Source organism: Pyrinomonadaceae bacterium, from assembly GCA_036277115.1.
In the GTDB taxonomy this organism is placed as follows: Bacteria; Acidobacteriota; Blastocatellia; order Pyrinomonadales; family Pyrinomonadaceae; genus UBA11740.
The window spans coordinates 997931-1020801 of record DASUNM010000023.1; the positions used below are offsets into that span (position 1 = coordinate 997931).

Genomic DNA, 22871 nt, shown 5'->3' on the forward strand with positions numbered 1-22871 from the left:
AAGCATTTTAAGGGTTTTTGTGGCCGACTACATCACGTGTTGAATGCGGTCAGGCGTGACATTGTTCTTCGCGACCCGAAAGCAAAAGCGCGCCTCGTTCAGAGACGCGCTTTTAACAACCAGGTTTCCACCCTTAGAACTCGAAGCGCACGGCAAGTTGAATCTGCCGCTCACGGAAAAAGAATCCGTTCGAAAGATCGCTCGGGGTTCCGAAGGTCGGATCGAAGGTCGCGCTGCACGAACCGTTAACGGTATTGCCTGTGCAAGAGACGTTGTAGATGCGGTTATTAACGCCGGTTACCTGGGTCCGATTGAAAATATTGAACCCTTCCGCGAGCACCTCGATCTTAGCGTTTTCCTTTATCGTAAACCGTCGCGATATGCGGAGGTCTACGTAATTGATTCTTGGCGCTTTGAAGTAATTGTTGGGCAAGAAGGCAAAGCGCAGCGAACCATTCGATCCGTTAACGCCGCCCGCCGGGCTAGCGCCGAAAACAGAGGAAGTGCTAAAGCTGTTCGTGACGCCGGTGTATCGGAAGCCGGAAAACATGTTTACGATTGGCGCAATGGTCCAGCCGTTGAAAATGTGCCCTGCCGCGGTGTCCCTAAAGCGCTTGAAGTCAGTGTTGTAAACAATGCTTGCGGAGAATTTATGCCGCCGATCATACGGAGACAAAGCATCCTCGCCGCCCGCATCAAAAGGATTGAACAGAGCCGAAAAGCCCGGTGTAAAGGTCGCCGAACTCTGTGAGCCCCCGTCATCTTGCGCTCTCGACAACGTATAGCTGCTTTGGAATTGAAAGCCGTCCGTCAAACGCCGGTTAGCTTGCAGCACTAACGCGTTGTACTTGGTCGATACGCTATCGCGAATTTCAAGGATATTGCCAAAGCTTGTGTTCGGCCTCGTTCCCGTGAAATACGGGAAGGTCCACTGGTTGCCACCGAATGGCCCGCCAACAATATTGATCGTTGCGCTGCGACTTGGTGGCGGCAGGTTCGTATCAACAAAGGTTACGAGATGCTTCCCGAAGCTGAAGAGGTAGGACGCAGAAACCACCGTGTTGCGTCCGATCTCACGTTCGACAACAACATCACCCTGATGAATCATCGGGTTTTGAAACCCCTCACGGAAATAGTTCACCGCGGCGGTACCCGCCGGGGCGGTCGTCAGGATATTTGGAAAGATAGGCGCTGCAGAGTTGCCCGCCGGAGTGACGGGGTTTGTTGCCGGATTGACCGATGACACCGCCTGGCCCGTGCTCAGGCCGGTGTTAATCAGCGAGTTGATGATGACGGTGCCGTTTGTTCGGCCGAAGTAAATTCCATAGCCGCCGCGCAAACTCGTCTTGCCATCACCGGTGGCGTCCCATGCGAACCCGAGGCGCGGACCGAAGTTGTTCTTATCACTCGGTCGGTTGGCAGTTTGCGGCAGAGCCGGATTAACCAGAAACGGCGTCGGGAATTTTTCATATTCCCAGCGCAGTCCGAGGTTCAGAGTCAGCCGCGGCATTGCGCGCCAGTCGTCCTGAACAAAGAAAGCATAGTCGATGGTCTTTTCTTCAAAACGCGGCTGACCAAAACCCTGCGCGTAGTTGCTCGTGTAGCACCTGCCGGCAAGCCGGGTATTCCCAATTGGTGATGCCGCTGTCGCGCATATAACCCCAGCCGTTCGCAACGCTCCGTTGCTCGTGAAATTAACGTAGTCAACGATGAAGTCGTTGATGTTGGAATAAGTGTAAGAGCCGCTGCCGGTGAACAAATTATCGTCAATGTCTTTGACGTGATTGATGTCCATGCCGAGTTTGAGGGTGTGATTTCCACTGGAGTAGGTCAGCGTGTCGGCGAATTGAAAGCGGGTCTCGTCCGGCAGCGCCGCGCGATCCAATGATGTTGCTTTGCCAAAGGTGATGCCATTCGTCAGGGCAACCTGTGGCGAAAAACCGTTGGCGGTCGTCGGCTGGCCTGGCAAAGGCGGCTGGGCAAACTGGGCATTAAGTTCATGGGCCCACTGAAACCGGAACTGATTGATCAGCTTGCTTGAGAAAGTGGAATTGAGTCGCAGATTAAGCGAATCTATGTCAACAAAATCATCTCCGAAACCGGCCCGGTCACGCGTGACCGTCGCGCCCGTCTGAACTCCCGCTGGGGAGTCCCAACGCAGCCGATTATAAGTCGCGGTGAAGTGGTGGTTCTCCGTGAGATGCCAATCAAGCTTCGGGAGAATGAGTCTCTGATCGCCACGACGCGGCGTCTCGCCGGTCAGGCTGTTGATAAACGCCAAACTGGAATCAATCTGGGCCGTGGTCAAGCCTCTCGCCGTGAGCGTGGTGCGGTTGACGGTGTTGAGGTAATTGGCCGTACTAAACACGGCAACTCCCGGGAAGTTTCGTCGTTGTTCGTCGTAGCTGAAGAAGAAAAACGCTTTGTCCTTTACTATCGGCCCGCCGATAGTTCCGCCGAATTGATGACGCACATCCTCAGGCTTTAAGGCAACGCGGGTTGACACGCCATTTACAAGCTGGTTGATAAAACTATTTGGATTACGCGCGCCCCATTTGTTATTACGGGTGTACCAAAAGCCAGAGCCGTGAAACTCGTTGCTGCCGGACTTGGTTACGGCGTTGATCACGCCGCCCGCGGAACGTCCGTACTCAGCCGAAAAATTCGAAGTGTTTACCTGGAATTCGCGAATGGCCCCTTGGCTTATTGAGTACGCGCTGCGGGTACGACCGCGCTCCTCCGAAAAGAACGCCTGGTTATTGTCGCCGCCGTCAACCGTGCTGTTATTGAGTAGTCCGGAGATGCCGCGGAAACTGATCAGACCAAAATTGCCGTCCGGTGTTGCTCCAGGTGTCAGGATGGCGAAGTTAGACCACCGGCGGCCGTTAATCGGGAGTTCGTTAATCGACGTTTGGTTGATGTTGCTTGAGAAGTCCTGCTGCTCAGTGTTGATAACTGGCGCTTCACCGGTGATTTGGACAACTTCAGTTGCACCTTGGAGTGACAGATCGATTTCCAGCGATGTCGCGCGCCCGACCTCGACAACGGCCGTACCGCTAAAGGCTGCGAAGTTCGCCACGTTGACGGTTACCGCGTAGATTCCTGGATCGAGGTTAACGGTCTTGAAGGCGCCATCATCATTTGTGGTCACCGTCGACTCTTTGTTTGTCTCGGTGTTTTTGACGGTAACGGTAGCGTTAGGAACAACCCCGCCTTGCGGATCTTTAACCGTGCCGCTAATCGCACCTTGCGTTGTGGATTGCGCGATTGCGTTAGACGCAAAGATCGCAAGAACTAACGTTAGAGCAAAACTAAAATTGAAGATTTTACGCATATCAGGACCACTCCTTAGGGAATAAGAAAACGTTGCGGGTCACTCTGCGCCAAAGACGCAATCCAAACTGAGACTTTCGAGAACTGTGATCTCCCGGTTGCGAAGGAACTTCTCTGAGCAATGCAGAAGGCGGTTTCTAGCACGACTGGTTGGCAATTACGCAAGATTAAAACGGTGTTCGGGACGTGAAAACTTCATGAACAGATCGAAAGTTACACGGCAAAAACGGCAACTGTCGTGCCCTGCAGGGGCCTCGATCGGCGTCGTCCGATCCCTGCTGTTTTCTACGGTTGCTCGTGCAAACGTCAATCACGAATCGGATTGCGCAACCATTATTTTGGATTTTCTATGAAAATCTAAAGCTTCTCGACAATGATTGCGATGCCCTGACCGCCTCCGATGCACGCGGTGGCCAAGCCATAACGACCATTACGCCGCTGCAATTCGCGCAGCAGCGTCAGCACCAGACGCGTTCCCGTAGCACCGAGCGGATGACCGAGCGCGATAGCGCCGCCGTTCACGTTCGTCTTGTTGCGATCGAGCCCCAGCTCCATTTCCACCGCCAGGTACTGGGCGGCGAAAGCCTCGTTAACTTCGACGAGATCCATGTCCTCAACCTTCAGGCCGGCTTTCTCCAGTGCTTGAAGCGACGCGGGCACCGGGCCGATGCCCATGATCTCAGGTTCAACCCCCGCATAGGCCCAACTAACGATGCGACCGAGCGGCTTCGAGTCATGCGCTTTGACGTACGATTCGCCGGCGATGACCAGCGCCGCCGCGCCATCGACGATCCCCGAGGCGTTGCCGGCGGTGACGAAGCCGTCTTTTGCGAACGCAGGCCTGAGCTTCGCAAGACCTTCCATCGTGGTGTCGGGACGCAGGTGATCGTCGTGATCGAATAGCGTTGTCCCTTTCCGGCTCTTCACCTCAACCGGCGCAATTTCATCGGCGAAGAAGCCTTCATCGAGTGCGCGCTTCGCGGCCTGCTGTGAACGGAGCGCGTACTTGTCCTGCTCCTCCCGAGAAATCTCGAACTTGCGCGCGAGGTTTTCCGCCGTGCCCGCCATCGGCGTATTGCAGTACGTGTCGAGCAGCGCCACCATCAAGCTGTCTTCCAACTTTCCCTGACCCAAACCAAACCCTGAACGCGCGCCGCGAATCACGTGAGGGGCTTGCGACATCGACTCCATGCCACCGACCAGACACGTCCGCGCTTCGCCGAGTTGAATCATCTGCGCGCCGGAAACGATCGATTGAATCCCGCTGCCGCACAAACGATTGACCGTTAACGCCGGTCGATCGAAAGGGACACCCGCTTTTAAAGCGACGTGCCGCGCTCCGTAGATTGCATCGCCGGATGTTTGCAGCGCGTTGCCAAAGATTGCGTGATCGATTTCTTCGGCGGCGACGCCCGTGGTTTCGAGGGCCGCTTTCGACGCGGCGGCGCCGAGATCAATTGCCGAAATATCCTTCAATGCGCCGACATACTCGCCCATCGGCGTCCGCTTACCACCAAGAATGAAAACATCCTGAGCCATGAATTAATTTGCCTTCCTACGGTTGTAAATTTTCTTGTCCTTAGAAACGAACGAGGCTAGCAAACGAGAAACGCGAGGTCAATTTGCAAAGGACGAAAGTAGCGGATGCTGTTTAGAGGCGGGCTACCGCCCGCCTCTTAGCCGGCAAGATTGGGCGGGCAGTAGCCCGCCTCTAAACGAAGGTGAAAATTCAATCGATGAACCGGTGTTTCTCGCGATAGCGATGCAGCAGCTCTTCGAGGAAGCCTTCGTAAGTGAACGTCGGAAGATCGTATTGCGGGCGCAGCTTGAAAAGAATCGGCATCGAGACTCGCCAGGCCATCCACTGTCGCGGATAGTCCTTCAAGTCCCAACGGCGGCGTAGAAAACTTTCAACGACTTGAATCTCAGCTTCGGTCAACAGATTCACGTCCGCGGTAAATGGCACCGGCTTCCAGGCGCGCCGCAACGCTTGATCGGAAACAGGTGAAGCGAACACTTCGGTGAAGGCGGGCGCCTCGGCTTCGCGTTCCCGCACGACCACCGTGCCCGCAACCAGATCGCCGACGCGTTGGTCGCGCCCAGTCACAAACACCGAGACCAGTCCCACCGAATAGAACGGCGGCGTCGGCAGCATGTCAAAGTTTCGCAAAAGGTTTCTGACTGCCGATTCAAAGAACCCAATCGGCCGGCCGTCTTCGCGAATCACGCGCAGCTTCAGCCAACGCTTGCCCGGTGTTTGGCCGCGCCAAATCCATTCGAATACGGCAAAGTACCCGGAGATCAAAAGAAAGATGAATATAATCAGCACCGCCTTTACCCAACTGGGCGCACCCGTAACGCGATCTCCAAAGTCGGAGAACCCCGCGATGATCATGAAGAAGATCACCATCGCAAACAGTGCCACCGTTTGAATAATGTGGTCGATGGCGCAGGCGATAAAGCGATTGCCAATCGACGCGAGCGCAAAGTGAAGCGGTACGCGCTCAGGCGTTTCAATGACGAGTGTTTCGTCTGTAGTGACAACTGCGGACATGCTTACGAATTAGCAGCTTGACTGAAATGGTTGTTCGCCAGCACCTGCGCCACGGCTTCCGGATAGAGCTGGTGCTCCTGCTCAAGTATCCGCGCTGACAATGTCTCAACCGTGTCGCCTTCCAGCACCGGCACTACGCGTTGCGCGATGATCGGCCCGCCGTCCAATGTCTCATCAACAAAGTGCACCGTGCAGCCGCTGTAGTTCGTGCCGTTATCGAGTGCCTGTTTCTGGGGCCCGAGGCCGGGAAAAGACGGCAAGAGACTCGGATGAATGTTGAGAATCCGCCCGCGAAACCCTTCAATAAATTCGTTAGAAAGGATGCGCATGTAACCGGCGAGGCAAATCAGATCGATGTTTCGATCGCGCAAGGCGGCCATGATCTCGCGGTCATGTTCTTCGCGCGAACGGCCCCGGCGTTCAATAACAACACTCTCAATACCGCGCGCTTGTGCTTTTTCCAAGCCCGCGGCAGTTACTTGATCGCTAATCACAACGGCGACATCCGCGTTGGGAATCATTCCGGCTTGCGCCGCATCGATCAGCGCCACCATGTTCGAGCCGCGGCCGGAGATTAAGATACCAAGGCGATGAAAAGGCATGAAAAGTTTCGGCCCTGAAAGATTGTGCGACCAAAAATAGCATATCAAAAATGAAAAGCACCTATTTAAGAGCAAAGGGACCGGGGTTGCGTCAGTCAGCGAAAGCAGCCGTAGGATCGAAGCCTGAGGGCTACATTCCGTCCTACGAACTGCTTTCAGTCATTCTCGTAATCGGCAGATGACTTGCAGCGACTAAAGAACGATCACGGCCCAAATCTTTCCCGGTATTCAATCGACGACAGAAACGCTTTGACCATCTCAGCCTGAATGAAGTTGCCGTTGAACTGGTTCAACTTCGTCAGCCAGAAGTCATAGCCGCTATGGTCTGTATCCTGAGCGGCATTCGGGTCGCGCCGCAGATATCCAAAGTACTGCATCAGCACAAAGGCCCGGTTCATCTCGTTGGCCTTCAGCGTCGAATTCTCGGCCACCCGCCGCAGCGCCCTTCCTCGCGCCGCCAGATCCGCCGTATTCACCGCCACTCCAAACTCATTAATTGCCGCGTCGCGGTCCGTGGTCGAGGGAGTCACCCCGGCATTCGCGAACAACGCATCCACAAAAGCCGCCGGCGTCAGCGTCGTCGGATAAGCCGTGGCGAATCGCGACCGCTGCACAAACTCAGAGACGAATGCCTGCTTGTTGTTCTCCAACACTGTTTCCCAACCAGGCTGAAGGACAATTACGCCTTGCGAGATCTTCTGCGTGTCGGGCATAAACTCGCTAAATTTTACGATGGGCACAGGCAATGTGTGAGGCGATCCAATGTTCGAGGTGCCCGTTGCGTCGCCGTATGACGCTTTGTAAATTCGCTCGACCAGGTAACCCGTATCCTGGAACTCAATCGAGAGGAAGAACGACGCCGAGACAGCGATGCGCTTCGCTTCTATGCACTGCACGTTGGCGCCGCAAGAGGTGATTTCGTTGGTCCAGAACGCCAGGCCGGCCGGATCGGGCTCGCGATTAAGAAAGTCGTGATAATGCTGCCGCACAAAGTTTTCGGGATCGTCGATGGGACTGGTGGCCGGCTCAGTCACGTCGTCGGCGATCGTCAACGTCGCCGTTGAGGGCGTTCCGAGGACCGCTCCGCCCGTCGGGTTCGAGAGCGTCAGTGATAGGGTCTCTGCTCCTTCCACATAATTGTCCTGTGAGATCAGGACCGTGAAGGTCTTCGAGGTTTCGCCCGCCGCGAACCGCAGCGTGCCCAGCGCCGTGGTGAAATCGCACCGCGGCGAAGCCAGCCCGCTAGTGGTGGCGCACGGAACCACTGTCATCGCCGCGCTGTCGTCCGGCGTGGCATAGTCCACGGTCACCACTTGGGTAGTATCGCCGACTCTTTCCACGGTAATCGTCGTTGAGCCGGAGTCTTCGGTCGTGTTGTAATTCGCCGCGCTGAATCTGATGTTTCCGCCCCCGGCGTCGTCGTTGCTGATCGTTCCGGTTGCCTGAGCGGGACTGCCTATGGTGTAGCCAGCGCCCGAAGTCACAGTCAGGATTACGGTTTCATCCGATTCAGAGGTCAGGTCGGCTGTCGGATCAATGGTGACCGTCGCAGTAGAGTTCCCGGCGTCAAACGTCACCGTACCAGTTGCAGACGTAAAGGTGGCGGCGCCCGTCTGCGAGTAATCAGTATCGAAGGTTGCCGTGCCGCCGACCGAGAAGTTCACCGTCAACGCGCCACTGTTAACACCCGTGCGCGTGAACGTGTAAACGAGATTCGTCGCCCCATCTTCAGATACCGACGCAGGTGACACAGCCACGGTCACATCCGTGTCGTCGTTGTTGATCGTGCCCACTGCCTGGCCATCTGCCATAGTCGCGTTGGCGGAGTTGTTGCTCAGGTTAGCGAAGAAGGTCTCGTTGGTTTCAACCGAGGTGTCTCCGTTCACCTGGATGGTGAATTGTTCACTCGTGTCGCCTGGGACAAAGGTCAATGTCTGCGCCGGACTGATGGCGGAGTAATCGCCCGGGGCGATGGCCGAGTCATTTTGAGTAGCGTAGTCAACGGTCACAGTCCCGGAAGAAGGATGCGAGAGCGTTACGGTGAACGTGAAGGCGGTGGTCCCGGTATTCCCTTCATTCAGCTCCACGTCAGCAATCGAGAGTGAAGGCGTCGGGTCGTCGTCGGTGATGGTGCCGGTGGCCGAAGCCGGGCTGCCGACGTTATAGCCTGCTCCCGCCGTCACTGTCAGAATTGCTGTTTCGTTCGGCTCATCGGCGGTATCGGGTGTTGGGTCGACGGTTACAGTTTTGGTGGCGCTGCCGGCGTCAAACGTCACCGTACCGGTTGAAGAGGTAAAGGTGGCGGCGCCTGTCTGGGTGTAATCGGAATTGAAAGTGGCGGTACCGCCAACTGAGAAGTTCACCGTGAGCGCGCCGTTCGTGTCGTTACGAGTGAAGGTGTAAACGAGATTCGAGGCGTCATTTTCCATTACTGAAGCAGGCGACACCTCTACGGTTACCTCCGCGACGCCCGTACCCTGGATCGCAAAGTCATAAGGATTTTCGTCGTTATCGTCATTGGCGATACTCAAGGTCGCCGTGCGCAGCCCTGAAGCAGTGGGATCGAATTGAACTGTGAAGGTGGTTGTGCCGCCGCCGCTGCTGACAGGCGAAGAAGGCTGCACGGTCACGCTGAAGTCTCCAGCATTCGCGCCGCCGATTGTCACTTTGGGCGTGCCGGTGAGGTTGAGCGCCAGAGGGCCGGTGTTCTCGATCGTGAAAATGCGTGAAACGGTGCCGCCGTTAATCAGGGCGCCACCAAAATCTGTGTGATCGGTCGCGGTGGGAGAATTGTCGCCGTCGGTGATCGAAACGCTATTGCCGCTGACGTTAATCTCCGGGGCCGGAGGGATTGCGCACTCGCCACCGCCGTTGGCGCATGCGACGGTAAGGATAGTGAGTGTCCAGCACTCGATGTTGCCCGCGACTCCCGTCTCGTCGTCGACCACCTTCAGTTTCCAACTGCCGTTGACCGCCGCACCAGATTTGCCGTTGAAGGCGATGAGAGCTTGCTCGGGCTGGAAGGTGCCGACGAAAGCATTGTCGCCATCGGTAATGGAATCCTCGGCAGAGTCATCGAAGACTGTGTCGTTAGCGTCGGCGGGACAATCTGTTCCGTAGTTTGCTCCCGCTCCGTTATCGGAGGAGAGGTTAATAGTCGTGCCGTCAGGGCCGACAAGACTGATGTCCAGATCGTCCGTAGATCCGTGCGTCAAATGTAGATTGACCAGCGCCTTGGCAATCGGACCTGTCACGCCGGACACAGTTACCGGCAACTCAGCCCCGCTCGGGTTATTGTCCGGAATCGCTACCGGACCCGCCGAGTTGAATGTGGAGCTGACCGCAGGTGTCGAAGTAATCTCCAGCGCCCAGCACTGGATCGTGCCGGCGTCACCTGAAAACGTGTCTTCTACGCGCAGGTTCCAGGTGCCGTTGACTGACGCCCCCGACTTATTGATAAAGGGGGTGAGATCGTCAACCGGTCGGAATGTGCCGACAAAAGGATTATCGCCGTCATCGATGGGTGTATCCGCGTCGTCGTCAAAGATTGTGTCATTGGCATCCGCAGGGCAGTCGGTACCGAAATTTGCATCGCCGCCATTGCCGAGCGCAAGGAATACTTCAGTTCCGTCCGGCCCGACGAGACTGATGTCCAGGTCGTCCGAAACGGGATGCGTGATAAACATCTTCACCCGGACCTTGGTTATTGGTCCGATGATCCCGCTGACATTCAGCGGCATGTTAGCCACGTTCGTTTCATCATCGGGAATCGGCACGGCCGGACCGCTCGTGTTAAAGGTAGAAGTCACCGCTGGGACGTTAGTGGGAAGTTGGAAATCCACTATGAAGACGCCTTGGGCAGTCGTCGCAGTTATTCGCAACGCGATCGGCGCGCCGCAGCCAAAACCCGGTGGAACGCTCACTTTAAAGGGCGTAGCGTTCACGCCGGTATTACCCGTCGCGAGATCAGAATAGGCAGAGTTCGGCTGAGTGACAGTGACGCCCGCGGTTTGGCTGGAGAGCACCGTCGAGATGGCGGTGGCGCCAACGCCCCCGCGGTTTCGCAACTCGATGTTGAGCGAGATGCATTCGTTGACATCAATCAAGCCGTTCGCATTGCCAGCGCTGTCGTCGATCACAGCCGCGCTGAATGCGAGCGACACTGCGGGCGGTCCTTCCTGCGCGCATTGTGAGAATTCGGAGGTATCGCCGTTCGGCGCGGTCGCCGTGGCGGTCAGAAAATGGCCGGCCGGGATAGCCGGCACGACATGATTAAAGTTGATACTGCCGCCGGCGGGCGTAGTAACGTCGGTGGTACCCACGAAGGTTTGTCCCTCGCCAAATCCTGAGCTGTCGCAGGTAGGATTCGAGAAAAATTCCAGACGAAACTGCGTACTTGGCGTGCTGTTGAGCGTGCCGCTGATGTTGATATTGCCGCCGGAGTTCGTCGGAAGGTTGAGGATAGGATAGTTCTGCCGGTTGTTGGCGCCGTTATCCGGATCGTTCGTGTCGTTCGCCGTCACATTGTTGGGACTTAGATCGATCCCGAGACCGCCACTTCCGAAAATCGAGTTTGTTTCAATCGTGTTCTGCGCGCTGGAGTCGACAAACACCCCGTCGCCGCCGCTGTTCGCAATCGTATTGCTCTGAATAGTGTTGTTGCCCGATGTCGCATCGCCCTCGATCAGGACGCCGTGATCTCCACTGTTTGAAATGATGTTACCGGCGCCGGGCGCGGCGCCGCCGATGGTGTTATTAGGAGAGAAGTTTATGGTCACGCCTTCGCCGGTATTGCCCAGCGGAGCGGCGTTAATGTCTACACCGATATAATTGCCCTGGATAGTATTGCTGCCCGCGTCGAGTGTTGCGCCTTCGATCGACACGCCTCTTGAGTTACCGGAAATAATGTTCCGCGCCCCCACGGTCGTACCGCCAACGGTGTTGCTGGAGGCGCCGGTGATGATGACCCCGAAAGATCCGTTACCGACCGCGGCGGTGCCGTTCTTATCCGTCCCAATTAGATTGCCCTGCACAAGGTTTCCCGATCCCGAACTGCCCTGGATCGAAATTCCTCCGAAGCCGTTACCTGAGATCAGATTGCCCGCCCCAGCCGCCGTGCCTCCGAGCGTCATGTTGATCTGGTTCTGTAGTTTGACCCCGGTGGTGTTGCCGCGCGCGGCCGTGCCCGTCGCGTCGGTGCCGATGTAGTTGCCCTGGACCACATTCCCGGTCGTACTGGTGCCATTGATCTCGACGCCGTCGCCATTTGCGCCTGAGATGATGTTGCGCGCGTCTGCTGTCGTTCCCCCGATAGTATTGTTGTCCGCTCCGGACAGTACGCTCACGCCGTCTCCAAAAGTAAACAGGCTCGCCTCAAACTCGACATTGCCCGTCACGTCGAGACCGATGATGTTGCCTTGCACCACGTTGGCATCAGAAGGCTCACCGGTTATCTGGATTTCGCTCGCCGTGTTTCCGCCGATCACGTTGCGCGCGCCCGCGACGGTGCCGCCAATGGTGTTGTTATTTGAAGAGAATATGCCGACGCCGAGTCCGCTGTTGGCAATTGCCACTGTGCCGGTCTTATCGGTGCCGATAAAGTTACCCTGGACCTTATTAGTGCTCGCCGGACTGCTGGTGCCGGAAATTTGCACAGCATGACTATTGTTCCCTGAGATGATGTTGCGATCAGCCGGGTTGATGCCGCCGATCGTGTTATTTGGCGCGAAAGAACCGACGCCTACCGAGGTGTTGCCACGGTCAATCGTCCCCGTGGGATCCGTGCCTATGAAGTTGCCCGCGATGATGTTGTTCTCGCCGCCCGCTCTAATCACGATTCCAAAACCACCAAAGCGGTTAATAACCAGTCCCCGAACCACACAGTTGTCCGTGTTGATGTCGAGCCCGTTAAAACCGGAAGAAGTGCCGTTTAGCTCAACGTTAAGCACGGCGTTGCTTCCCATGGTTATGGGATTAGTGTTCGCACTTGAGCCAGGCTGAGTGTAGCCGTCGATGATCACCGGGTCGGTGATCTGTGGAGTCGAGCCGGTGATGTTGATCGTCTGAAGACCCCCACCGGGGATGTTGAATTGAATCGTATCCGGATTCGCGGGATCAACGTTGGCGTTCGCGGCGTTGATCGCTTCGCGCAGAGAGCAGCTTGCGTCACAAACACCGTTGTCGTTGTTCGTCACGGTGACCACGAATGTCATTGCCGCTGGGGCCGTCTTCAGGCCACTGGACCTCGAAGTGGACTTACTGCCCGAGGTGTCGTTGGCTGGCGGCGCGCCCTGTTCGGCTCCCGGAATCTGGCTCTGTTGATCGTCTTGCGCTGCCGACTGCCTTTCCTTTTTCTGACCGGCGCGTTTCTGATCCTGTCCAATTCCCGTCTTGCTGGCCTTCACGGCCACGTCACCTGCGTTTAGAAGCAGGGCCAGACAAATGGTCATGGCGACCATCGCCGCAATATAAGTAAACGCGGCAAATCGGCGAATGGGGGGATTGTGCTTACTGGCGATCAAATTCGCAGTTTTCGTGAGTTTGGGTCTCATGACATCTCCTTTAGAAACTGAGCAAATGACTTGGGCTGGTCTGAGATGAAGTTTTCCTTCTACTTAAATACGCGTAGAGAGCAGCTCAAAAAGGTTCAACCGGGGGGCGAAAATATTCTTCGGGGTGAGGACCTGGGCCAGTGGGTGATCGTTCATTTTTCCCGGATGTCCCCGCACTGACATCCTTCGCGATATCCTTCGCGATGCCTTTGATTCTTTGTATAATCCGACCTCGTCAATCGGCGTCAGGAGAGTCCCGAGGTACTGTGACTGTCCCCCCTCAGCAAGATGTGACGGCGACTCTTTTGGAGATGAGCGCCGGCGACAGCGATGCGGCAGCGAAGTTATGGCCGCTGGTTTACGACGAGCTGCGGCGGCTCGCGGCCGCCTTCTTGCGCCGCGAACGGCCGAACCACACGTTGCAACCAACCGCGCTCGTGCACGAAGCCTACCTGCGCTTGATCGATCAAACTCGTGTTGATTGGAAAAACCGCGCTCACTTTTGCGCCGTGGCGTCTGAGATGATGCGGCGCATTCTGGTCGACCATGCCCGCAAATACCTCGCGGCAAAACGCGGCGGGTCGGAAACCAGAATCTCTCTCGATGACGCAGTCTCTTTTCCCAACGATCTCGAAATCGACGTGGTCGCAGTCGATGAGGCATTGCTCGATCTGTCACGCCTCGACCCGCAACAGGGCCGGCTGGTCGAGCTTCGTTTTTTTGGGGGGCTGACTTTGGATGAAACGGCTGAGGTTATGGGCATCTCGCGTTCGACCGTGCAACGAGAGTGGGACATGGCCAAAGCGTGGTTGTACAACCAACTTAAGAAGGTCTCGGACAATGACACCTGAGCGCTATCAAAAGGTGAAAGCTTTGTTCTACGCGGCGCGGAAACTTGAACCGCAGGCGTGCGCGGACCTGCTGTCAGACAATTGCAATGGCGACAGCGAGCTGCGCAATGCCGTTGAAGAACTACTGGCGTCTGCGGGCAAGGTCGAGGCTTTCATAGAGAAGCCTGCCTACGCTGTCATTGCTCATACGCTGGCGGGCGATGTGACGCACTCACCGGTCGAAGGCAAACGCATCGGCCAGTACCAGGTAGTGCGCAAGTTGGGCGAAGGCGGCATGGGGGCGGTCTATCTGGCCCAGCGCGCCGATGACCTCTATCAAAAGCAGGTAGCGATCAAGCTAATACGGCGAGGCTTTGATAATAGCGAGCTGTTAAGGCGTTTCTATACTGAGCGCCAGATTCTCGCCGCGCTGGATCATCCGAACATCGCCAGACTCCTTGACGGCGGGACCACGGAAGATGGCGTCCCGTATTATGTGATGGAATATGTTGAGGGACGGCCGCTGCTCGAATATTGCGACGAGCAAGGGGTCACGAACGAAGGACGACTGAAGCTCTTTCGCACCGTCTGTTCCGCGGTCCAGCATGCCCATCAGAATCTGATTATTCACCGCGATTTAAAGCCCAACAACATCCTCGTCACGAGCGATGGAAATCCCAAGTTGCTGGATTTCGGCATCGCCAAGGTCTTTCAACCTCATGCGGAAGCCGGAGCGATAGAGGTCACCGTTACCGACTTGCGCGTGATGACTCCGGAATATGCCAGTCCAGAACAGATCATCGGTCAGCCGGTTACCACGGCGAGCGATATCTATTCGTTGGGAGTGATTTTCTATCAACTGTTGACCGGTCAACGTCCCTATCGTTTTCGCAGCCACCTGCCACAGGACATTGCGAAAGCGATTTGCGAAACGGAACCCGAAAAGCCGAGCGCGGCCCTCAAAAGCCAGTCATTGGAAAACGGCAATGGCCAACCAGGCCGAAAACAAACCCGTCAAGTAGAAGCCGGGGACCGGCATTTACGAGGCGACCTGGACAATATTGCTTTAATGGCGCTGCGCAAGGAACCGCAGCGGCGTTACGCCACCGTCGAACAGTTTTCCGAAGACATCCGCAGGCATCTGCAGGGCCTGCCGGTCATCGCCCGCCGCGATACTTTCGCTTACCGGACCAGCAAGTTCGTCAGACGCAACCGCTACGGGGTCATGGCCGCCGCGTTGGTGGTGGGGCTTTTGCTCGCCGGCGTTGTCGGCATTATTCGTCAGTCCAGAATCGTAGCAGCCGAACGCGACCGGGCGCGAACCGAACAAGTCAAAGCCGAACGCATCAACAAGTTCTATCAGGACATGTTGGCGCGCGCCAACTCTCGCTGGTATGCACCCGGCAGCGGGAAAAAGGCCGATGTGACCGTTATCGACGCTTTGAATGAAGCCTCAAGCAGAATTGAACACGAACTGAACGACGAGCCGGCGGTGAAAGCCGAAATCCTGACGACAATCGGCGACACGTACGGAGCCTTGGGGCGGCCTGAGCTCTCCGAACGTCCATTTCAGCTGGCCTTGAATCTGCGCCGCAGTTTGTTCGCGAATAATCACATCAAGGTGGCTGAAAGCCTTTACTACCTGGCAGGAGCAAAATCCCTGACGGGGAAAGTCGAAGAAGCCGAGAGTCTCTACAAACAAGCGCTGGATATTCAGCGGCAGAGGCCTAGTGAAGGCAATAACCTTCCTTACATGTTGCTCGAATACGGCGCCTTATTGAAGGGTAAGAACGACCAAGCCGCACTTTCGCATTATCGTGAAGCGTTGGCGATTTTTCAGCAGCGCAACGGACCTGAGCACATTACGGTGGGCGTCGCACGTGATTACATCGGCAAACTTAACCTGGAGCGGGGAGACTTTGAGAAAGCCGAGGCGGAATATCGAGAAGCCATAAGGCTATTCGGAAACGAGCAGAATACTTATCTCGCCAAGTTGCACGAGCGATTGGGACAGATTCTGGCAACGAAGAAGATCTACCACGAAGCGGAGTCCCAGATGCGGCGAGCGCTGGAGCTTTATTTGCTCACCTATGATGGGAATGATTGGAACTCCGTCGCGGTGAAAATGCAGCTGGAGAATATAGTCTGCCTTAAAGGCCAATGCCCCACGGCGAAAGCCGAGATGGAAAAGATTTTCGCGACGCAGAAAACTCTCCTCGATCCGAACAGCAAGGAGTTTTCTTCGCTACTGTTTTACCTGGGCATCATTCTGACAAAAAACGGGGAGCCTAAACGAGCTGAGAGTTATCTTCGCGAATCGATACGGATCTGGAGCGCAATAGACCCATCGAAGCCTTCCGCATCTTTGGGCAATGGCCTCGGCGAGTGTTTACTTGCCCAGGGTCGTTATGCCGAGGCAGAGCCCTTGTTATTGGCGTGGCACAACGCAATCAAGAGTGACGTGCCACACAGTCCGCGAATCAAAGCCGCTACCGAAAATCTGCAGAAGCTCTATCAGGAATGGGGTAAGCCCGCAAAGTACTAGCCGCTCCGTCGGAAGCACTGGTTTCGCATAATCAGCCAAACGGATGCGCGGACATGCAGACGCGCTCCAACCTATCTCCCATTCAGAAGTCCCGGTAACGTTGGTCAGATGAATTCAACAGTTCGGACAGTTAAGCGGGATCGCCATCGCTGAAAATCTGCGCCAGGTGATGCTTCAAATGATCGACGTAGTCTTTCATTAAATATTCGAGGGTGACCGGCTCCGCTTTAGGGACGGTCTTGAAAGCGATTTCCTGCAGAGTGTGCAGCGTGCACGGCGTGTTCAGCTTTGCCTGGTCGGCGTGCGACATCACATGGTGCAGGTGCAGATTGTAAGTGCGCCAAAGTTCGACGAGCTGTGGCCACGGCGCATCCTGATAGTGGTTCGTGCGTACCCAGTCGTCCTGATCGTAACCGGGAAACACTAGATCATCTTTCAACTGTCCCAGCACGAAACGCGCGTGGTTGTTGGTCGCAGAGTCGATCAAGTGCCCGAGTATTTGTTTTGACGACCAGTGATCTTCGGTGCGTGGCTGCGCCGCCTGCGCTTCGTCAATCGTGCGCAAACGATCCGAGGCAGACTCAACCGTCTTGCGAAAGTCTCTAAGCCAATCTTGCATTGCCTCTCCTCTTTATATAAGAACTACGCGCCGGTCACCGTTCACGATGCGGCCGACTTCATAGCAGGCTTCGCCTGTCGATGCGATGTGTGTTTTTATTCCGGCGGCTTCCGAGGGCTCACAGACGACGACCATGCCGATTCCCATGTTGAATGTGCGGAACATCTCGGACTCGTCGATGTTGCCGAGGCGCTGAAGCAAATTGAACACGGGAAGAGCCGGCCACGCACCGCGTTGAATCTCGGCGTTGGTGGCCTCAGGCAAAATCCTCGGAATGTTTTCGAGCAAGCCGCCGCCGGTAATGTGCGCGAGTCCTTTAATATTGCCGCGATCGAGAAGGCCTTCGAGCGGGCGCAGGTAACTCACATGCCGGCGCAGCAGCACTTCGCCGGCCGTGCCTTCGGCTTCATCCAGGTGGGTTGCGACGGTGTAGCCCGCGTCCTCGAAAAAAAGTTTGCGCGCAAGCGAATAACCGTTCGTGTGCAAACCGGCTGACGGCAAACCGAGTATGACGTCGCCCGCTTCGATCGTTTGCCCGTCGATGATGTGTTCGCGATCGACTACGCCGACGATGAACCCGGCCACGTCGTATTCGCCTGCGGAATAGAAACCCGGCATCTCAGCAGTCTCGCCGCCCAACAGCACGCAGCCGTTTTCGCGACAGCCGTCGGTGATGCCTTCGATCACACTGGCGATTACATCGGGCGAGAGTTTTCCCGTCGCCACGTAATCGAGAAAGAAAAGCGGCCGCGCGCCCTGCACCAGAATGTCGTTAACACAGTGATTCACCAGGTCGCGCCCGACTGTGTTGTGCACGCCGGTTTCGAATGCGACCTTAAGTTTCGTGCCGACACCGTCCGCGGAAGCGACGAGGACAGGCTGACGCATTCCGGGGAAGGCGCCGTCGAACATGCCGCCGAAGCTGCCGATGTCGGAGAGGGTGCGCGCGTTAAATGTCCGCCGTGCGAGTTCTTTGATTTTTTCGGTGGCGCGATTCGCGGCGTCAATATCGACGCCGGCGTCGGCGTAGGTTGCGGGTTTCATAAGCTAGTGAATCGTAAATGGTAAATCGTAAATAGATCTCTTTTCCAAGGTCCGCGCCGATAGAACGCGTCGCGCCTGGCGTCTGAATCTATTCACCATTCACGATTTACTATTCACTTCCTTTTCGGCGTCGCTCTCGGTTTCGGCGGCGGACCGAAATCGCCGTACGCGATAAATCCGGATCGCGACGAATCATCTTTCGACCCTTCGCGTCCCACCCAGACATCTTCAGTCGTTTCTTTAGCCGGCTTGATATCGTAGAGCTTGCTGGAATCGAGTCTGCCTTTCGTCGTGATCGTTATCTCGCCCTGCAGATCAGTGCGATAGACTTTCGCGTTTATGCCCTTCAGCCGGTCGAGCACGGTTTGCGACGGGTGGCTGTAACGGTTCCACGCCCCCGTCGAGATGATTGCCGCTTCCGGCTTCACGCGCTTGATGAAGTCCTCCGAACTCGCGTACTTCGATCCGTGATGCGCGATCTTGATGACCTTGGCGGTGAGGTCAGCATCCCGGCTGAGCAGCCTCGATTCCGTTTGCTCTTCGGCGTCACCCATCAGAAGCATCGTGAAGCCGCCGTAATCCAACCGCAAAACGATTGAGTTTGCGTTCGGCTCGTTGCCGCCGGCTTTCATTTGATCCTTGGTGAAGAACGGCTCGTTGGGCGCGAGCACCGTCAGGATCGCGCCACCGCCCAGATCCATCTTCTGACCCGGCTCAGCTTTCTGGTGCTGGGCGCCGGACTTTTGCAAAGCTTCCTTGTATTCATCGAAGAAGCTGGTGACCGTTTTCGCCCGCGTTCTTCTCGGGGCCGGAGTCGGCGTCGCTCTCGCACCGCTTCTCGCCGGCGTCGGTGACGGAGCAGGCGTCGACATGTCAACTCCGTTGTCGATCACCGTATCGACTTTAATTCCATTTAATACTTCATCAGCCGCGCCAATGTGATCCGGGTGCGGATGCGTCGCGATGAAGTAGTCGAGCTTTTCAACTTTGTGACGCTTCAACGCTTCGAGCACGACTTTGCCTTTTCCGGCATCGCCGGCGTCGATCAGGACGGACTTACCACCGGGCGCTAAAATCAGAGTCGCCTCACCTTCGACCGGGCCCACATCGAGCATAACGATCTTCAGTTCGCCTGTCGGTTTCGGCGGCTGTGTGCGCCACCAGGGCAATCCCCACTTAACGAATGCGAACGTACCGCCACCCAGCAGGAGCACCAGCACCGCAATCACACATCCGCATCCGCGAGTTGAACGTTTCATTTGAATTTGCGCCAAGTATAGTTCACTTCGGTTTGGAAGTCGGAGTTGCGAGCAGTGAAACTGTGATCCTGGAACAGAAAAATTCTGATGATTGCCGAGCGCTCCGCGTCATCCTCGCGCTTTTGTTGCGGGGAATAGGAACCTGAGCACCTTGTTCATTCTCAGTGCCCACGCAATATCTTCGTGCCTGGCCCGTTTGTCTTCGAAGTAATAAAGGTCTGAGTCGAGCGCCCAGCCCTTCTCAGTCAGCGCATCGCGCAACCGTCTCGCGTTTTTGTCCATCCCTGCGCCTTCCTCGGAACCCACATCGAGCCAGATACGCTGCTCGGGCTTGGCAGTTAACGACTTGACGCTGCGCAAGATGACGCCGCGATCCCACCAGACTGAGGGCGACATGACGGCCAGCTTGCCGAAGGTCTGAGGGTAACGCAGCCCGAGATGCATCGCCATAATCCCACCCAAAGAAGCGCCGCCCAATCCCGTGTGCGCGGCGTCCGGAAGCGTCCGATACTCGCGGTCAATGAACGGCTTTACCTCCTCGACCAGCATGCGACCTGTCTCTTCGCCCTTGCCTCCCTTACCTGAGAAGCGCGTGGGCGTGTACTCGTCCGTGCGATCTTCCCATGTCCCACCGTGTTCGACGCCCACGATGATCAGCGGTTCGATCAGCTGGGCCTCAATAAGCAGCCTCGCCGTCTCGTCAACCTCCCAGATGACGAAGGAGTTTGCCCCGTCGAAGAGATAGAGCACTGGATAGCGCTTCGCCTCATTCGTCAGATAGTCAGGCGGGAGATAAACGAAGAGCTGGCGGGACTTTGGCAGAAATTGAGATTTGAAGTCCGGATGGAAGCGGACATGGGGCGGCAACTGCCGCGTCCTCTGCCCCTTCTGCGCCCAGCCCCACGGGGCGTAAGCGCAGCCGAGCAGCAGCACGACCATGGCCACGACAGGCCGGGCGAGCTTGAGGTTGGAGTTAGCCACAGAGGACACAGAGAAGACCGGCAAAGGCTAAGCGCTAAGGGAAGAGGCAAGGGCTAAGAACAGACGGTTATTGATTCACCTGCACCTGTATCCAGCTCTTAGCTCTTAGCTCACGACGCTTTGGAATTCGCGTAACGCGGTTTCAATATCCGGGCGCGCGACGTCGTAATGCGTGACCATGCGAATCGACGTTCCGAATCCGATCGCCAGGACGCCCCGCTCGCGCAGTTCCGCACAAATGCCGTCAGCGGTCTTTCCGGTTTCGGCCACGTCAATGATCACGATATTCGTGACAACTCGCTCCGGATCGATCTTGATTCCGGGAAGTTCCGCCAATCCCACGGCCAGCCGGCTCGCGTTCTCGTGATCTTCGTGCAGCCGCTTCGGAGTTTCCTGCAAGGCCACCAGACCCGCAGCCGCGATCACGCCGGCTTGTCGCATTCCACCGCCGAGCATCTTGCGCACTGATCGCGCCTGGTCGATGAAGGCTTTCGAGCCGAGCAACACCGATCCCACCGGCGCACCCAGACCCTTAGACAAGCAAAACATCACTGAGTCAACCGGTCGGGCCAGGTCAGCTACCGATTCACCCAGCGCCGTCGCCGCGTTAAAAATTCGTGCGCCATCAAGGTGGACCGGCAACTTCATCGCATGCGCGTGTTCGCAAATGTCTTCCACGCGCGCGCGGGACATCACCGATCCGCCGGCGAGGTTGTGCGAATTCTCGACCGCGATCAGTCCGGTCGGCGCCATGTAGTAAGCCGCATTGGCGTGAAGCGCAGCCGCGATCTCGTCCCATGTCAGGATGCCGCTGCCGTCTTTGCTGTGCACGGGCCGCGCGACGCAACCTGAGAACGCCGCCATTGTGGCCATCTCGAAGTTGTAGATGTGTCCGCGCTCTTCAATGACGACTTCGTGGCCGTGTCGCGTGTGCAACTTCACCGCGATCTGATTTCCCATCGAACCGGTCGGCACATACAGGGCGGCTTCCTTCTGAAAAATCTCAGCCGCCAGTTCCTGCAAACGATTGACGGTTGGATCTTCGCCGTAGACGTCGTCGCCGACTTCGGCTTCGGCCATGGCGCGCCGCATCGCCGGCGTAGGTTTAGTGACAGTGTCGCTGCGTAAATCGATCATATGGGACAGGCTTCAGTCGGTATTTGTAAAAAGGAGACACAGACTAAAGTCTGTGCTACTTGGCGCGGACTTTATCACATATTCACAGGGGAATTCGGGCAGAAACCGTGCTTTTGCGGAAGATCAACGGGTCACGAGGACTCGGGCTGCATGGAAGAATCGTCAGCAGCGGCGTGCACAAAGATGCAACGGCCTTCGAAGACAGCGCCGGGCTCAATAGACAGCGCCACAGTTTCGATGTCGCCGACGACGCGGGCCGATCCGCCGAGTTCGACCTTCCGCTTGGCGCGAATGTCACCGCGCACGCAGCCATTGATCGTCGCATCATGGACTGAGATGTCAGCGTCGACTTCGCCGTCGGCTTCGACGATCAGATGGCCTTCGTCCGAACGGATGACTCCGGCAGCGTACCCGTTGATCCGCAAGTTACCTTCGAAGGCTATCTCGCGCGGCGGTAGCGGCGTCGCGACCGCCACCGAATCCAAAGGGTGATCTGTTTCGTTTCTTGAAGTGTCGCTGACGTTAAGCCAGTCTTCAACGACCTCGTCGGGATCGCGCGCGAGATCCGGGCGAGAATCCTCCGGGCTCAAAATCGGCACGGGTTTGAAGGTCAGAGTTTCCGCTTCCTGTGACACGACGGTCGGTAGCTACCCTGCGGTCTTCAGCATGCGGCAGTCGCCGTGAAAAGTAGCACCGGGTTTTATGGAGAGCAAGGGGGTTGAAATGTTGCCATTGATGACCGCGCCGCGTCCAAGTTCCACGCGCTCGCGCGCGAACACATCGCCGTTGACTTCGCCGCTAATGATCGCCACGCCGACTTCGATCTGCGCATCGACCGTTGCCGCGTCGTCAACGATCAGAGTGCCGCGTTCCGATTGCACCTTACCGCGAATGTGACCGTTGATTCGCAGCAGGTCTTTGAAAGAAAGCTCGCCATCGAGTTCCGGATCGGAATCGGATCGCACACGCTGTTTGACCATCAGTCCGCCGCCACTCGCCGTCAACTGCCCCGATATGAGACCGTCCACGGGCATGTAGCCGCGATAAGTTGCTTCACCGGTAATCACCGGAACGCGAGTCTGGAACGTGTGCGGCTTTTGTGTGGCGGGCGACGCTACGGGCCTGAGTCCGGCGGTATGACGATCGACACCGGCAATGACGTTTGGACGACGCGCAGGGACAGTTTCACCGCTGCTGGATCGCAGGGCGGTTTCGGTCTCTAGCTGAAGAGCCGGCTTGACCAGGGGGCGTTTTCCTTTCTTCGCTCGTACCGCGTCAAACAGTTTTCCGAAAACTGTTCAAGACAAACTTTTAACCAGGGAGGAGTCCGCGCTGACTTGAGGGCGCGCACACTACCACAGCAGGCACCGGCGTTCAAGGGAAATTCTTCAAATTAGGCCACTAACCATTGGCCGT

15 protein-coding genes are annotated in these 22871 nt (G+C 56.7%); 3 read left to right on the top strand and 12 right to left on the bottom strand.

Annotation, left to right across the window (positions count from 1 at the left end; translation table 11 throughout):
• Positions 1-133: 133 nt before the first annotated feature.
• The 4 genes from VFX97_11130 to purN all read right to left on the bottom strand — a co-directional run bounded on the left by VFX97_11130 (position 134) and on the right by purN (position 6489).
• A complete protein-coding gene (locus VFX97_11130) occupies positions 134-3334 on the bottom strand; it encodes a TonB-dependent receptor (protein HEX5703743.1) in 3201 nt (1066 codons plus the stop codon).
• 356 nt (positions 3335-3690) lie between these two features.
• Positions 3691-4872, bottom strand: coding sequence for an acetyl-CoA C-acetyltransferase (locus VFX97_11135; GenBank protein ID HEX5703744.1), 1182 nt, complete (start codon positions 4870-4872; stop codon positions 3691-3693).
• 190 nt (positions 4873-5062) lie between these two features.
• Positions 5063-5887, bottom strand: a complete 825-nt coding sequence (locus tag VFX97_11140) for an RDD family protein (protein HEX5703745.1) — start codon at positions 5885-5887, stop codon at positions 5063-5065.
• A 2-nt stretch (positions 5888-5889) separates the two neighbouring features.
• Entirely contained in the window at positions 5890-6489 is a 600-nt protein-coding gene (purN, locus tag VFX97_11145) for a phosphoribosylglycinamide formyltransferase (protein ID HEX5703746.1), read from the bottom strand.
• Positions 6490-6539: 50 nt separating this feature from the next.
• Between purN and VFX97_11150 the strand changes: the two genes are divergently transcribed.
• The gene (locus VFX97_11150; protein ID HEX5703747.1) at positions 6540-6671 is read left to right on the top strand and encodes a hypothetical protein; all 132 of its coding nucleotides are present in this window, start codon (positions 6540-6542) and stop codon (positions 6669-6671) included.
• 21 nt (positions 6672-6692) lie between these two features.
• Here VFX97_11150 and VFX97_11155 read toward each other — a convergent pair whose 3' ends face one another.
• On the bottom strand, positions 6693-13040 hold the full coding sequence (locus tag VFX97_11155; protein ID HEX5703748.1) for a Calx-beta domain-containing protein: 6348 nt from the start codon (positions 13038-13040) through the stop codon (positions 6693-6695).
• Positions 13041-13306: 266 nt separating this feature from the next.
• Here VFX97_11155 and VFX97_11160 point away from each other — a divergent pair, with 266 nt between their 5' ends.
• Positions 13307-13891, top strand: a complete 585-nt coding sequence (locus tag VFX97_11160; protein HEX5703749.1) for a sigma-70 family RNA polymerase sigma factor — start codon at positions 13307-13309, stop codon at positions 13889-13891.
• Complete coding sequence (locus tag VFX97_11165; protein ID HEX5703750.1) at positions 13881-16415, top strand: tetratricopeptide repeat protein; 2535 nt, start codon at positions 13881-13883, stop codon at positions 16413-16415. Before VFX97_11160 ends, VFX97_11165 begins: the two co-directional genes overlap by 11 nt.
• 130 nt (positions 16416-16545) lie before the next feature.
• On the opposite strand, the gene VFX97_11170 is transcribed toward VFX97_11165, so the two are convergent.
• From VFX97_11170 to VFX97_11200, 7 genes are all read right to left on the bottom strand, one after another.
• On the bottom strand, positions 16546-17034 hold the full coding sequence (locus VFX97_11170) for a DinB family protein (protein HEX5703751.1): 489 nt from the start codon (positions 17032-17034) through the stop codon (positions 16546-16548).
• 12 nt (positions 17035-17046) lie between these two features.
• Positions 17047-18078: a phosphoribosylformylglycinamidine cyclo-ligase gene (gene purM / locus VFX97_11175; protein ID HEX5703752.1), complete on the bottom strand. Its 1032-nt coding sequence runs from the start codon at positions 18076-18078 to the stop codon at positions 17047-17049.
• 113 nt (positions 18079-18191) lie between these two features.
• Positions 18192-19337 carry a ComEC/Rec2 family competence protein gene (locus tag VFX97_11180; protein HEX5703753.1) on the bottom strand — a complete coding sequence of 382 codons (1146 nt, stop codon included), beginning with the start codon at positions 19335-19337 and terminating at the stop codon, positions 18192-18194.
• 108 nt (positions 19338-19445) lie between these two features.
• The gene (locus VFX97_11185; GenBank protein ID HEX5703754.1) at positions 19446-20318 is read right to left on the bottom strand and encodes an alpha/beta hydrolase-fold protein; all 873 of its coding nucleotides are present in this window, start codon (positions 20316-20318) and stop codon (positions 19446-19448) included.
• 105 nt (positions 20319-20423) lie between these two features.
• A complete protein-coding gene (locus VFX97_11190; GenBank protein ID HEX5703755.1) occupies positions 20424-21455 on the bottom strand; it encodes a GntG family PLP-dependent aldolase in 1032 nt (343 codons plus the stop codon).
• 131 nt (positions 21456-21586) lie between these two features.
• Positions 21587-22090 (bottom strand): polymer-forming cytoskeletal protein, encoded by a 504-nt coding sequence (locus VFX97_11195; protein HEX5703756.1) that lies wholly within the window; start codon positions 22088-22090, stop codon positions 21587-21589.
• Positions 22091-22102: 12 nt separating this feature from the next.
• On the bottom strand, positions 22103-22522 hold the full coding sequence (locus VFX97_11200; protein ID HEX5703757.1) for a polymer-forming cytoskeletal protein: 420 nt from the start codon (positions 22520-22522) through the stop codon (positions 22103-22105).
• Positions 22523-22871: the final 349 nt, after the last annotated feature.

Bases quoted from the DNA above. Each gene is read 5' to 3' on its own strand.
- VFX97_11130 (HEX5703743.1), bottom strand. From the start codon at position 3,334: ATGCGTAAAATCTTCAATTTTAGTTTTGCTCTAACGTTAGTTCTTGCG.
- VFX97_11135 (HEX5703744.1), bottom strand. From the start codon at position 4,872: ATGGCTCAGGATGTTTTCATTCTTGGTGGTAAGCGGACGCCGATGGGC.
- VFX97_11140 (HEX5703745.1), bottom strand. From the start codon at position 5,887: ATGTCCGCAGTTGTCACTACAGACGAAACACTCGTCATTGAAACGCCT.
- purN (HEX5703746.1), bottom strand. From the start codon at position 6,489: ATGCCTTTTCATCGCCTTGGTATCTTAATCTCCGGCCGCGGCTCGAAC.
- VFX97_11150 (HEX5703747.1), top strand. From the start codon at position 6,540: ATGAAAAGCACCTATTTAAGAGCAAAGGGACCGGGGTTGCGTCAGTCA.
- VFX97_11155 (HEX5703748.1), bottom strand. From the start codon at position 13,040: ATGAGACCCAAACTCACGAAAACTGCGAATTTGATCGCCAGTAAGCAC.
- VFX97_11165 (HEX5703750.1), top strand. From the start codon at position 13,881: ATGACACCTGAGCGCTATCAAAAGGTGAAAGCTTTGTTCTACGCGGCG.
- VFX97_11170 (HEX5703751.1), bottom strand. From the start codon at position 17,034: ATGCAAGATTGGCTTAGAGACTTTCGCAAGACGGTTGAGTCTGCCTCG.
- purM (HEX5703752.1), bottom strand. From the start codon at position 18,078: ATGAAACCCGCAACCTACGCCGACGCCGGCGTCGATATTGACGCCGCG.
- VFX97_11180 (HEX5703753.1), bottom strand. From the start codon at position 19,337: ATGAAACGTTCAACTCGCGGATGCGGATGTGTGATTGCGGTGCTGGTG.
- VFX97_11190 (HEX5703755.1), bottom strand. From the start codon at position 21,455: ATGATCGATTTACGCAGCGACACTGTCACTAAACCTACGCCGGCGATG.